At 70.6% G+C, this 13,542-nt stretch carries 11 protein-coding genes; 9 read left to right on the forward strand and 2 right to left on the reverse strand.

Annotated features, from left to right (window positions below; genetic code table 11):
• Positions 1–1,396: CCA tRNA nucleotidyltransferase (locus tag ACWCO3_RS21515; RefSeq protein ID WP_450011645.1), on the reverse strand; the 1,396-nt coding region annotated here is incomplete at its 3' end.
• Positions 1,397–1,522: 126 nt separating this feature from the next.
• Between ACWCO3_RS21515 and murJ the strand changes: the two genes are divergently transcribed.
• From murJ to ACWCO3_RS21550, 7 genes are all read left to right on the forward strand, one after another.
• Positions 1,523–3,277, forward strand: a complete 1,755-nt coding sequence (gene murJ, locus ACWCO3_RS21520; protein WP_450011647.1) for a murein biosynthesis integral membrane protein MurJ — start codon at positions 1,523–1,525, stop codon at positions 3,275–3,277.
• A gap of 445 nt (positions 3,278–3,722) precedes the next feature.
• Positions 3,723–5,333, forward strand: coding sequence for a protein kinase family protein (locus ACWCO3_RS21525; RefSeq protein WP_145778341.1), 1,611 nt, complete (start codon positions 3,723–3,725; stop codon positions 5,331–5,333).
• A 43-nt stretch (positions 5,334–5,376) separates the two neighbouring features.
• Positions 5,377–6,093, forward strand: coding sequence for an RNA polymerase sigma factor SigM (gene sigM, locus ACWCO3_RS21530; protein ID WP_145778340.1), 717 nt, complete (start codon positions 5,377–5,379; stop codon positions 6,091–6,093).
• Positions 6,090–7,076, forward strand: a complete 987-nt coding sequence (locus tag ACWCO3_RS21535) for a hypothetical protein (protein ID WP_450011649.1) — start codon at positions 6,090–6,092, stop codon at positions 7,074–7,076. The genes sigM and ACWCO3_RS21535 overlap by 4 nt, the downstream gene beginning before the upstream one ends.
• Before the next feature lie 183 nt (positions 7,077–7,259).
• On the forward strand, positions 7,260–8,210 hold the full coding sequence (trxB, locus tag ACWCO3_RS21540; RefSeq protein WP_145778338.1) for a thioredoxin-disulfide reductase: 951 nt from the start codon (positions 7,260–7,262) through the stop codon (positions 8,208–8,210).
• 31 nt (positions 8,211–8,241) lie between these two features.
• Entirely contained in the window at positions 8,242–8,565 is a 324-nt protein-coding gene (gene trxA, locus ACWCO3_RS21545) for a thioredoxin (RefSeq protein WP_088987049.1), read from the forward strand.
• Positions 8,566–8,721: 156 nt separating this feature from the next.
• Positions 8,722–9,885 (forward strand): N-acetylmuramoyl-L-alanine amidase, encoded by a 1,164-nt coding sequence (locus tag ACWCO3_RS21550; protein WP_358162495.1) that lies wholly within the window; start codon positions 8,722–8,724, stop codon positions 9,883–9,885.
• Between the two features lie 36 nt (positions 9,886–9,921).
• Here ACWCO3_RS21550 and ACWCO3_RS21555 read toward each other — a convergent pair whose 3' ends face one another.
• Positions 9,922–10,587, reverse strand: a complete 666-nt coding sequence (locus ACWCO3_RS21555) for a GNAT family N-acetyltransferase (RefSeq protein WP_088987047.1) — start codon at positions 10,585–10,587, stop codon at positions 9,922–9,924.
• A gap of 295 nt (positions 10,588–10,882) precedes the next feature.
• On the opposite strand from ACWCO3_RS21555, the gene ACWCO3_RS21560 reads away from it, so the two are divergent.
• Both ACWCO3_RS21560 and ACWCO3_RS21565 read left to right on the forward strand, forming a co-directional pair.
• A complete protein-coding gene (locus tag ACWCO3_RS21560; RefSeq protein WP_354883557.1) occupies positions 10,883–12,196 on the forward strand; it encodes an aminotransferase-like domain-containing protein in 1,314 nt (437 codons plus the stop codon).
• Between the two features lie 7 nt (positions 12,197–12,203).
• Positions 12,204–13,208, forward strand: a complete 1,005-nt coding sequence (locus ACWCO3_RS21565; protein ID WP_145778335.1) for a D-alanine--D-alanine ligase family protein — start codon at positions 12,204–12,206, stop codon at positions 13,206–13,208.
• The last annotated feature ends 334 nt before the right edge of the window (positions 13,209–13,542 follow it).

Genomic DNA, 13,542 nt, shown 5'->3' on the forward strand with positions numbered 1-13,542 from the left:
GCGGGCCGTGTTCGAGGCGCAGTTCCTTGAGGTGCTTCCAGGCCCTACCCACCACCGGCCCCGGCGGCACGCCGAGCAGCTCCATGATCGCGTTGCCGTCCAGGTCGGGGCGGACGCGGGCCAGGTCCTCCTCGGCCGCGATCCGGGCGATCCGGTCCTCCAGCGCGTCGTAGTCCGCAGCGAGCTGCGCGGCTTTGCGCCGGTTGCGGGTCGTGCAGTCCGAGCGGGTCAGCTTGTGCAGGCGGGGCAGCAGGTCACCGGCGTCGGCCACGTAGCGGCGCACCGCCGAGTCGGTCCACTCACCCCGCCCGTACCCGTAGAAGCGCAGGTGCAGCGCTACCAGCGCGGTCACCTTCGCGGTGATCTCCTTCGGGTACCGCATGGCCTTCATCCGGGCCTTGGTCAACCGCGCGCCGACCACCTCGTGGTGGTGGAAGCTGACCCGACCGTCGGACCCGACAGCCTTGGTCGCCGGCTTGCCCACGTCGTGCAGAAGGGCGGCCATCCGCAGGACGAAGTCGCACCCCTCGTCCTCGTAAGAGACGGCGTTCGAGACGACCGTCAGGGTGTGCTCGTAGACGTCCTTGTGCTGCGCGTGCTCGTCGATCTCCAGCTTCAACCCGGTCAGCTCCGGGAGGAACCGCTCGGCCAGCCCGGTGTCGACGAGCAGCCGCAGACCGGTGATCGGGTCGGCGCCGCAGAGCAGCTTGGTGAACTCGTCGCGGATCCGCTCGGCGGTGATCCGGTCCAGGTCGGCAGCCATCTCGGTCATCGCCCGGTGCACGTCCGGGTGCACGGCGAAGCGCAGTTGGGCGGCGAACCGGGCGGCCCGCAGCATCCGCAACGGGTCGTCGCCGAACGACTCGCCGGGGGTGCTCGGGGTACGGATCACCTTGGCCGAAAGATCGTCCAGGCCGCCGTGCGGATCGGTGAACCGGTGTTCCGGCAGGCTGACGGCCATCGCGTTGATGGTGAAGTCGCGCCGCTTCAGGTCCTCGTCGAGGCTGGTGCCGTAGACCACCACCGGGTTGCGGCTGACCTGGTCGTACGACTCCGCGCGGAAGGTGGTGATCTCCAGCCGGAGACCGTCGCGCTGCGCGCCGATGGTGCCGAACTCCCGACCGGTCTCCCAGATCGACTCGGCCCAGCCCTTGAGGATCCGCAGCGTCTCGTCCGGGTGCGCGTCGGTGCAGAAGTCAAGGTCGTCGCCGAGTCGGCCGAGCAGCGCGTCGCGTACCGAACCACCCACCAGGTGCAACTCGTGACCGGCGCGGACGAAGCGGCGGCCCAACTCGTCGGCGACCGGGGAAACCCGGAGCAGTTCGGCGACGGCGTTGCGCTGCGCGGCGGTGAGTTCGCGGCGGTCGGCGGCGTGTGGAGCGGAGGCTTCGGACATGGGATCGCCAGCTTATCGGGCCGGGGTGTGATCCGATCCGCCGGGCGCGGGTAACGGGTGGGGGTTGACTATGGTCTGTGGCGTGCGGGTCGTTGTCCGACCCGACGTACCCCTGGGAGGCTGGAGATGAGCGGCGGGCTCTACCGCAGCGCCAACGCCGCGCAGGATGGCGGGCCCGGAGCCGGCGTACGTCCGGGAGACGGCGCCACGTTCATCTCGGCCGAGCCGCTGAACCAGCCGGCCCTGGAGTCGACCGCACCACCGCAGGAGCAGGTCGCGGAGGCCAGCGCGGCCACGAACAGCGCGGTGATGGCGGTCGGCAGCCTGGTCAGCCGGGGTACGGGCTTCCTGCGGACCCTGGTGCTGACCGCCGCGCTCGGTGGCGCGCTGGTCGGTGACGCGTACACCACCGCGCAGATCCTGCCCGGAATGGTCTACGAGTTCCTCCTCGGCGGAATCCTCACCAGCGTGCTGATCCCGGTGCTGGTCCGTCGGCGCAGGGTCGACACCGACGGCGGCCAGGCGTACGCCCAGCGGCTGTTGACCTTGGCGGTGGTCACCCTGGCGGTGGCCGCGCTGGTCGCGGTGGCCGCCGCGACGCTGCTGACCCAGCTCTACACGAGCGACAACCGCGGAGCTGATTACCAGGATCTGGTCACCAAGCTGTCGTACCTGATGTTGCCGATGATCTTCTTCACCGGCCTCAGCGCGCTGATCAGCGCGGTACTCAACACCCGGGGTCACTTCGCCGCCCCGATGTGGGCGCCGATCCTCAACAACATCGTGGTGATCGCCACCGCCGGCCTCTACATCGCGATCTTCGGTGCGGAGATCGTGAAGCCGAGCGAGATGACCACCGGCCGCATCCTCCTGATCAGCGGTGGCACCCTGCTTGGTGTCGCTATCCAGGCCGCCGGCCTGCTGCCGGCGCTGCGCAAGGTCGGCTTCAGATGGAAGCTCCGCTTCGACTTCCGCGCGCTCGGCCTGCGTGAGCTGGGCCGGCTCGGCGGCTGGATGTTCTGCTACGTGGCGGTCAGCCAGGTCGGCCTGATCGTGCTGTTCAACCTGCTCAACCGGGCGGGCGACGGGGACGCCGGCGCCCTGATCTACAACAACGTCTTCCTGCTGCTGATGATGGCGCACGGCATCATCGCCGTCTCGATCATCACCGCGTTGATGCCCCGGATGAGCGCCGCCGCCGCCGACGGCCGCTACGCCGACGTGGCCGCCGACCTGTCCCGGGGCACCCGGACGGTCTCCGCAGTGCTCGCTCCGATCGCCGTCTGCTACGCCGTGCTCGCCACCCCTCTGGCAGTGGTGCTGTTCCGCTACGGTGCGTTCACCGACGAGAACGCCGCCGACACCTCGCTGGTGCTGCTGCTGGCCGCGCTCGCTCTGGTGCCGTTCGCGATCAGCCAGCTCTTCACCTTCGCCTTCTACGCCCTGCCCGACACCCGCACCCCGGCATTGATCAACATTCCGGTCGTGGCGCTGCGGATCGGCGTGCAGATCGTGCTGTTCGCCGCGTTCGCCGCCCACTTCGCAGCGGCCGGGATGATGATCGGTAACGCTGTCTCGTATCTGGCGGCGGCGATCGGCTCCGCCTGGCTGCTCCGTCCGCGGGTGGGCCGGATCGGGCTGGGCCACATCATGCGCACCCTGGGCCGGGTCCTGGTCGCCGCGCTCGGCGCCGCGCTGGTCGGCCTTCTCGTGATCAACCTGCTGCCCGGTGGCGAAACGCCGAGCTGGGCCCAGGCCGTCATCCAACTGGTGATCGGCGGCGCGGTGATCGGCGGGACCTACCTGGGTCTGGCGATGGTGCTGCGGATCAGTGAGATCACCGAGGTGGTCGGCATGGTCCGACGTCGCCTCGGTCGCTGATCGTCAACAACAGATCACAACAAGTTGGCACAGATACAGATCGTCACTGCGGATCACCAGGCTGGGGATGCACCTGTGGATAACTCCGCGTTTCGCCGGTCAACCACCGCCTCAGGCTGTGGATAACCAACCGTATGGCTGAGCGTGGCAGGCCGATCGGCGGGAACAGCTCAGTTGTTGGGAGCATCGCACCAGGCCAGCCCCGGCGTCGGTCACTTGCGGTGAAGCCGTAGATTAGCTAGTACATGTGCCAGCAACGTGGCTGACAACGGTCGTAACCGGACGACTTCTCCGACTGCCGGGAACCCGCCAGGTACGGCGGGAAGATGACATGTCGGGGAGACGGGCAACCCGGGTAAGGTCGCTCTCGACGGGTACGGCAGGGGCCGACGCTGCGCGTCGAAACCGGTCGGCCGGTTCCTTCAACGGCAGAGCGGGAAGCCACATGCCCAGCAGTGCGGGTCCATCGATCGACACGATCACCGAGGGAGGACGGGTGACCCAGGTCGGCGAGGGTCAGGAGGCGGACGAAAGCGCTCCTCCGGTCATGACCTTCGGTGCTCCCACGGCCGGTGAAGTCCTCGCCGAGCGGTACGAACTGGTCGAGCACATCAACAACGACAGCGCGGGTCGGCTGGTCTGGCGCGGGGTCGACGTCATCCTTCGCCGTCCCGTCGCGGTAGTGCTGCGCTACCCGGGCGGCGACTCCGCCACCGAGATGCTTCAGGCCGCCGTCGCGGCCAGCCGGGTCATCCACCCGAACCTGGTCGGCGTCTACGACGCGATCGACGAGGCCGATCGGGCGTACGTGGTCCGCGAGTGGGTGGATGGGCAGTCCCTGCGGGACCTGACCGCCGACGGCCCACTGGACCCGGCCCGCGCCACCGCGATCGGCAACGCCGTCGCGAGTGCGCTCGCCGCGGTACACGCCACCGGCATGGTGCACGGCAACGTCCACCCCGGCACCGTCATGATCAGTGACGAGGGCCGCGTCGTCCTGGCGGACGCCCGCACCGACGGCGCCGACAGCCAGGAGAACGACATCCGGGCGGTCGGCGGCGTCCTCTACTTCGCCCTGACCGGCTACTGGCCGCACACGGAGGCACCGCTGCGGGGCGCCACCGCCGGCCACGGCCGTGCCGCCATCCCCGACGCCGTTCGGGACGCTGCGGGCGTCCTCGCCGCACCCCGCCAGGTCCGGGCCGGTGTGCCGGCGTACCTGGACGACCTGACCATGGATCTGCTCGACGCCCAGATCGCTCCGCCGTCCTCCGACGTGCTCGCCGCCGAGCTGGCCCGTCTGGACGTGCCGGCCGAGGAGGAGCACTACCTCGACAACAGCGGGCCGTTGCGGTTCGCCGCCGAGACCGGTGAGGAGCCATCGCCTCTGGCTGCGGCCGGGGGGCGCAAGGTCGCCCTGGGCATCGCCAGTCTGCTGGTGGTCGCCCTGGTCGGCCTCCTGATCGGGATCAGCACCCTGGGCGACGACGGCGACAAGGGCTCGCAGGCCGACCAGCCTCCCGCTCCCACGTCCAGCGCACCGGCCGGCGATGCCACCCCGGCCGCCAACGAGGTGCGCAAGCTGGCGGTGAAGAACGTCCGGATCATCGACCCGGACAGCAAGAACCGCAGCGAGGTCGGCGGGGCCGAGAAGGTCATCGACGGTGACGAGGACAAGGGCTGGGAGACCGAGACGTACCGGGACCGCCCCAACTTCGGCAACCTCAAGAAGGGCATGGGGGTCTGGCTCGACCTCGGCGAGCCGCACAGCGTCAAGTCGGTGCAGGCCGTGCTCTCGGCCCCTGGCGCGTCCGCCCGGCTCATCTCCGGCACGACCAACCCGCCGTCGAACTCGAATGGCGACAAGCAGTTGGTCGCCAACTACACGGACTTCATCGGGCAGCCCTTCGAGGACCACGACGGCGCCACCATGGCGTTCAACGGGTTCGACGCCGACAAGAAATATCAGTACCTGCTGTTCTGGATCACCGAACTGCCCCCTTCCGAGGGTGGCTTCAAGCTGGGCGTGCAGGAGATCACGGTCCAGGGGTCGTGAGCCTGACGGCTTCCTCCTGGCACTGCTTCGACCGGACGTGGTGATGGACGGGCACGCCGCAGCTACCGATCTGGAGCTGCTGCGTGCCCATGTCGATGGCGACCCGCACGCTTTCGCTGAATTGTTCCGGCGGCACCGCGACCGGCTCTGGGCCGTCGCCCTGCGTACCCTCGGGGACCGCGAGGAGGCAGCCGACGCTCTCCAGGACGCGCTGCTGTCCGCGCACCGGGCGGCGGCCCGGTTCCGCGGCGACTCCGCCGTCACGACCTGGCTGCACCGCATCGTGGTGAACGCCTGCCTGGACCGGATCCGTCGCCGGCAGGCGCACCCGACAGTGCCGCTGCCGGACGGCAACCGCGCCGAGGACGGCTCGGGCGTCGGCGGACCCGAGCCGGCCGCCCCGGCACCGGACCACGACACCGCGCTGGTGGTCCGCGAGGCGCTCGCCGCCCTGCCCCTCGAACAACGCGCCGCACTGGTGCTGGTGGACGTCCAGGGCTACCCGGTCGCCGAGGTCGCCCGCATCCTCGGCGTCGCCGAGGGCACCGTGAAGAGCCGGTGTGCCCGGGGTCGGGCCCGTCTGGCGGTACTGCTCGGCCATCTCCGCCCGGCCGTGGCCGCCGCGCCCTCGCCCCGACCGGATCCAACGGGCCTGAGCGGTGACGTGCCAGCCGTCACTCCGGGGAACCCTGGCCCTGCAGAGGGCGTCGGATCGAGGTCGAGCCGGTACCGGCGGGACGCCAACCAGGAGGACACGTGACGACCGAGGGGTTCCGGGAGGTCGACAACGACCTCCTCGCTGACTACCTCGGCGGGGCGTTGGACGGCACCCCGCAGCAGGAGGAAGTCGCCCGGCTGGTGTCCACGGACCCGGCCTGGGTCGAGGCGTACGCACAGCTGGCACCCGCGTTGACGGAGGTTCGCGCGAGCCTGGCCCGCTGGGCCGAGCCGTCACCGGAGATGCCGCAGGCGATCGTCGACCGCATCTCAGCCGCTCTGGTGGCCGCGGAGCCGACGTCCGGCGACCCCATGCCCGAGCACCGCGGCGACACCGCCACGCCACCTGTCGTACCGGCCCAGGGCCGGGCCGGGCGCCGGCCCGCCACACCCACGACGTCGGGGCATCGGGCACCCGCCGGGCCAGGTCGGCGGTGGCGTGAGTGGGTCCGCCGCAGCCGACCGGTGGCCGCCGTCACGGTCGCCGTGGTCGCGGTCGCGCTCGGCCTCACCCAGGTGTCCCGGAGCGACTCGCGCGACACCAGTGGCACCAGCGCCCTCGACCGGCCGGCCAGCGCGCCCGAGGGCGTCGCGGGGGCCGACCCGGCCCGCACCACCGGGCCGCCACTACGCAGCGGTACGGACTACTCCCCGCAGATCCTCGGCAACGAGCAGGGCACCATGCAGAGCGCGCCGAGCCCCAGCCGGGCGACCGGCAACACGCCCGGCACCCAGCCGGAGGTGGACGCCGGTGGAAGTCGGCGTCCCGTGAGTGAAGGGCTGGACCAACTGGCCCGGCTTACCGGCGAGGCCGCGCTGAAGACCTGCCTGACCACGGTGACGACGGAGCACGGGAACGGCCCGCTGGTGGTCGACGTGCTGGACTACGCCCGGTTCCAGGGCGAGCCGGCACTGGTCATCCGTTTCACCGACGCGACCGGGGCCCGATGGGCCTGGGTGAGTGGCCCGGAGTGCGGGGTGCCCGGGTCCGGCTCGGACAGCCGGTATTCGTCGCGGGTAGGGTGAATCCACGGTCGATGGCGCGATGACCGCCCACGTGACCTGACCCACCGGATGCCCGGCTCGGGAATCCCCGGTTCGTACGATGACGTTCTGGAAGTCAGCTGTCGGCCCCACCCAGGCGTCGGCAACTCGGATCGGCATCGGTGCTCACGCCGACGCCGAACACACACAACTCGGGAGACGGCAGTGGACGAGGTCCGCAACCTGATCATCATCGGCTCCGGGCCGGCTGGCTACACGGCGGCGGTCTACGCCTCGCGCGCCAACCTGAAGCCGCTGATCATTGAGGGCGTGCAGTCCGGTGGTGCGCTGATGACCACGACCGAGGTGGAAAACTTCCCCGGCTTCGCCGACGGCATCCTCGGCCCCGAGCTGATGGACAACATGCGCAAGCAGGCCGAGCGGTTCGGTGCCGAGTTCCTCACCGACGACGTGACCCGGGTCGAGCTGGTGGACACCGGCGACGTCGGCTCCGGCGCGGTGAGCACCGTCTGGGTCGGCGAGACCGCCTACCGGGCCAAGTCCATCATCCTCTCCACCGGTTCGGCCTGGCGGCCGCTGGGCGTGCCCGGTGAGCAGGAATACCTGGGTCACGGTGTCTCCGCGTGCGCCACCTGTGACGGCTTCTTCTTCCGTAACCAGCACATCGTGGTCGTCGGCGGCGGTGATTCGGCGATGGAGGAGGCCACCTTCCTCACCCGCTTCGCCGAGTCGGTCACCATCATCCACCGCCGCGACTCGTTCCGGGCCAGCAAGATCATGGCCGATCGGGCGCTGAGCAACGAGAAGATCAAGGTCGAGTGGAACAGCACCGTCGAGGAGATCCTCGGCGACGACGGCAAGGTCACCGGCGTACGGGTCCGCAACGTGCACACCGGCGAGACCAAGGTGATGGACGTGACCGGCGTCTTCGTGGCCATCGGTCACGACCCGCGCAGTGAGCTGTTCCGCGACCAGGTCGAGCTGGACGACGAGGGCTACGTCAAGGTCCACGCCCCCAGCACCCGCACCAACGTGCCCGGCGTCTTCGCCGCCGGCGACGTGGTCGACCACACCTACCGTCAGGCGATCACCGCGGCCGGCACCGGCTGTGCCGCCGCGCTCGACGCCGAACGGTTCATCGCGACGCTCGGCTGAAACAAGGAACACATCCCGGAGGAGGGGCATAGTGGGAAATACCAAGGCGGTCACGGACAAGAGTTTCGTCGCCGACGTGCTGCAGGCCGACAAGCCGGTTCTGGTGGACTTCTGGGCCGAGTGGTGCGGCCCCTGCCGCAAGGTGTCGCCGCTGCTCGAGGAGATCGCGGGCGAGATGGGTGACCAGGTCACCATCGTCAAGCTCAACATCGACGAGAACCCGGAGACCGCACGGGCCTACCGCGTGATGTCGGTTCCGACGCTCACCGTCTTCAAGAACGGTCAGCCGGTGCAGTCGATCGCCGGCGCCAAGCCGAAGGGCGAGCTGGTCCGGCTCATCCAGTCGGCTCTCTGACCAGCAGGACACCGACCGAACCCCGTACCCGCTCGCCGGGTGCGGGGTTCGGCGTCTCCCGGCTGTTTTTCCTGGCCCGCCACCTCGCCGCCCCGGAGCGCATAGCCTCAAGCCGAGGCCGCCCGGCCAGCCAGCGTCGTGCAGAGGGGGTCGTGCGTGCGTCCGATCCGACCCGGTGACCGAGGACCCGCGGTCACGGAGATCCGTACCATCCTTCTCAGCCTCGAACTCCTCCCCGCCGCCGGGACGCACGCCGACGAGTTCGACCTCGACACCGAGCGGGCGGTCCGCGCGTTCCAGCAGTCCCGCGGGCTCAGCGTGGATGGCCGGGTCGGTGCGGAGACCTGGCGTGCCCTGGACGCCGCCCGCTGGCGGCTCGGCGCCCGCACCCTCTACCACGCCGTCCCCGAGCCGCTCACCGGCGAGGACGTCCGGTCGCTCCAGGAACGGCTGCTGGAGATGGGGTACGACGTGGGCCGGGCCGACTCGATCTACGGCATCCGGACGGCCCGCGCGGTAGCGCAGTTCCAGCGCGAGGTCGGGCTCACCCCCGACGGCTCCTGCGGCCCACACACCATGAACGCGCTGCGCCGGATCGGCCGCAAGGTCGTCGGTGGCCGCCCGCAATGGCTCCGCGAGTCCGATGCCATCCGGCAGTCCGGGCCGGCGCTGGTCGGCAAGACGGTGGTCATCGACCCCGGGCACGGGGGCACCGACCCCGGGATGGTGGTACCCGACGGGACGCTGCGCTGGACGGAGGCGGACCTGGTGCACGACCTGGCCAGCCGCCTGGAGGGGCGACTTGCCGCGTCCGGGGTACGGGTGCAGCTCACCAGAGGACCGTCGCCCGACAGGTGCCTGCCGGACACGGACCGCGCTCTGCTGGCCAACTCGCTCGGTGCCGACGTGTTCATCTCGCTGCACCTGGACGGCCACGCCAACCCGGACGCGGAAGGTGTCGCGACCTACCACTACGGCACCGACAACGGGGTGACCTCGGCGACCGGTGAACGCCTCGCCGGGCTCGTGCAGCGGGAGATCGTCGCGCGTACCGGACTGCGGGACTGCCGTACCCATGCCAAGACCTGGGAACTGCTGCGACTGACCCGGATGCCCGCCGTGCGGGTCGAGGTCGGGTACCTCACCTCACCCACGGACCGCGCCCACCTGGTCGACCCCCGGTTCCGGGACCGTGTGGTGGAGGCGATCGTCGCCGCGGTGCAGCGGATGTACTACCCGATCGAACGGGACGTCCCGACCGGTTCGCTGGACGTCAGCGAACTGCGGGCCGTCGTGGCCGCCGGCACGGTTATCGACTGATCGCTGCGGGACCGACGCCCGCCGGCGGGTCGACCGTCAGCCGTTGGTGGAACGGGTCGCCGGGGCGGGACGAACCGGCCGGAGCAGAGTTTCCGGGCTCATCGACCCGAGCAGCTTCTCCAGCGCGTACTCGACGTCCGACTTCCAGCTCAGCGCGGTGCGCAACTCGAGACGCAACCGGGGGAACCGCGGATGCGGACGTACTGTCTTGAACCCCACCGAGAGGAAGAAGTCGACAGGTGCCACGCAGCCACCCGACGGATCGTCGGCGTCACCGAACTTCGCGTCACCGAACGCCTCGATGGCCTTGATCCCCCGCTTGGTGAGATCCCGGGCGACGCCCTGCACCAGCATCCGGCCCAGGCCGCCACCGGCGAACGCGGCGACCACGTTGGCGGTCATCAGCAGTGCCGCGTCGGCCGAGACCGGTGAGGTCGGAAACGCCATCGAACGGGGCACGTAGGCGGGCGGGGCGTACATGACGAAGCCCGCCGGCATGCCGTCAACGTACGCGAGCTTGCCGCAGGAACCCCACTCCAACAGCGTCTGGGAGACCCACGCCTCCTTCTCCAGGCCCGGATCACCGGCAGCGCAGGCCCGGTCAGCGGAGACCGGATCGAGCTCCCAGTAGACGCACTGCCGGCACGGGCTGGGAAGGTCCTCAAGCGTGTCGAGGGTCAGGCTGACCAGACGTCGCGACATATGGCGCATCCCCACAATAGGCTCGGTGGTGAGACCGGCATGGAACGACAGCGCCGCCTTCCTGCCCCCGACGAGCGATCGTACGCCGCCGATCGGCGATGCGGGAGGGGACGCGCAGATGCCCACCGCACCGGGGGACGCGAGCGGACGGTCCGCCATGTGGTCGATCCGTCTCGGCACCCAGGCAGCGGGGCTCTGGCGGACTAGGATCGACAATCGGCGCCCCGCCGCCATGGTCACCGGCGTGTGGGGTACCCGGGGCGGGAGCCACCCGAGCAGCGATCGAGGTGAGGTCATGACCGGCACGACACTCGACGACTACACCGACCGGTACGCCCGGCGGGTACGCGGGATGACCGCCTCGGAGATCCGAGCACTGTTCGCGGTCGCAAGCCGCCCGGAGGTCGTCTCGCTCGCCGGTGGCGCTCCGTACATCGCCGCGCTGCCGCTGGACGCGGTCGGTGAGATGCTCGGCCGGCTCGGCTCCGAACACGGTGTGAGCACCCTCCAGTACGGCATCGGTCAGGGCACCCTCGAGCTGCGCGAGCGGATCTGCGAGGTCATGTCGCTCTCCGGGATCGACGCGGCGTGCGGTGCCTCCCCGGAGGACGTCGTGGTCACCGTGGGCGGGCAGCAGGCCCTGGACCTGGTCGCCCGGCTCTTCCTCGACCCGGGTGACGTGGTGCTCGCCGAAGGGCCGACGTACGTCGGTGCACTCGGAGTGTTCCAGGCCGCCCAGGCGCAGGTCGTGCACGTACCGATGGACGAGGACGGGCTCGTCCCCGAGGCGCTGGAGGCGGCCATCGCCGACCTCGCGCGTGCCGGCCGCCGGGTGAAGTTCCTCTACACGATCCCCACCTACCAGAACCCGGCCGGCGTGACGCTCAGCGAGGAGCGCCGGGAACGGGTGCTCGACATCTGCGAGCGCGCCGGCCTGCTCGTCGTCGAGGACGACCCGTACGGTCAGCTGGGTTTCGAGGGTGAGGCCCCGGCACCGTTGCGGGCTCGCCGCCGGGACGGCGTGTTCTACCTCAGCACCTTCTCCAAGACCTTCGCCCCCGGGCTGCGGGTCGGTTGGATCCTCGCGCCGCACGCGGTCCGCGACAAGCTGGTCATCGCCAGCGAGGCGCAGATCCTCTGCCCGAGCGGTTACGCCCAGGCAGCCGTGGCCACATACCTCGGCACGATGCCGTGGCGGCAACAACTCAAGGTCTACCGCGAGGTCTACCGGGAACGCCGGGACGCCCTGCTCGACGCGATGACCGACCTGATGCCCGAGGGCACCAGCTGGACCACCCCGGCCGGTGGTCTCTTCGTGTGGGCCACCCTGCCCGACGGGCTCGACTCCAAGGCCATGATGCCGCGGGCGATCGCCGCCCGGGTCGCCTACGTGCCCGGCACCGGTTTCTACGCCGACGGCACCGGCACCGGCGCGATGCGCCTCAACTTCAGCTTCCCGCCGCCGGAGCGGATCCGCGAGGGCGTCCGCCGGCTGGCCGGTGTCATGGAGCAGGAGATCGCGATGCGACGGGTCTTCGGCCCCGTGGGTGGCGCCGCCGGCCGACGCGGCCGGGCCGGCTCCGACGTGCCAGGGCCCGACTTGGCATGATGCCGGCATGGGTACGACCGCCATTGAGCGCCTCCTCGTGACCGATTCCGCAGCCTCGCCCGACCTACGCGTGGTGGTGCTCGCGGGTGGGCTCTCCTATGAGCGGGACGTGTCACTACGCTCCGGCCGCCGGGTGCTCGACGCGCTACGTGCCGTCGGGGTGGAAGCCGAGATGCGGGACGCCGACGTGGCGCTGCTACCAGCGCTCGCCGCAGACCCGCCGGACGCCGTGGTGATCGCACTGCACGGTGCCACCGGCGAGGACGGCTCACTGCGGGGAGTCCTGGACCTCTGCGACATCCCGTACGTCGGCTGTGACGCCCGAGCATCCCGGCTCGCCTGGGACAAGCCCTCCGCCAAGGCGGTGCTCCGCGAAGCCGGCATCCCCACCCCGGACTGGGTGGCGCTCCCACACGATCGCTTCTCCGAGCTCGGGGCGGTCGCCGTACTGGACCGGATCGTCGACCGGCTGGGCCTCCCTCTCATGGTGAAGCCGGCGCAGGGTGGGTCCGGGCTCGGAGGCGCGGTGGTCAGGGACGCCGCAGCGCTGCCCGCCGCGATGGTCGGCTGCTTCGCGTACGACTCCACAGCACTGGTGGAGCGGTACGTTGCCGGCATGGACGTCGCGGTCTCCGTGGTCGACCTCGGTGACGGTCCGCAGGCGTTGCCGCCGGTGGAGATCGTGCCGCGCAACGGTGTCTACGACTACGCGGCCCGCTACACGGCCGGCCGCACCACCTGGCACGCTCCAGCACGGCTGGACCCGGAGGTGGCCGCCAGGGTCTCCGACGTGGCTCTCGCCGCACACACCGCACTCGGCCTGCGGGACCTCTCCCGCGTCGACGTGATCGTGGACGCGTCCGGCCAGCCACACGTGCTGGAGGTCAACGTCTCGCCGGGCATGACCGAGACCTCACTGCTGCCGCTCGCCGTGCAGGCGGCAGGGCTGGACTTCGGGCGCCTCCTCGGCACGCTGGTGGGTCGCGCAGCGGCACGCCTCGCCGCGTCCTGATCTGCCCAGCAACGTCCTACGTCCTGATCTCCTCGGCGGAGCGCCGTGTCCTGATCTACTTGGGACGCGCCGCGTCCACAACGCGTGTGCCGACCTGATGGTCGGCACACTCGGATGCCGTTGCCGGCCCTGTGGGCAGTCGCGCACCACGGGGCGTGGATCGTCGAGGCGTCGCGGTGCGAGACGTCGAATGCCGCCGCAGCGACCGCCGGCCCCGCGTCCTTGATGCTGCTGTGTTCGATGTCCGGGGTGGCCGTTGGGCGGGGACTCGTCCTCTGCGTGAGAGGGATGGCCTCGTTACTGGCGGCCGTTTGTGGCGTCGTCGGTGGCGTCG

The organism is Micromonospora sp. NPDC002411, assembly GCF_053592955.1.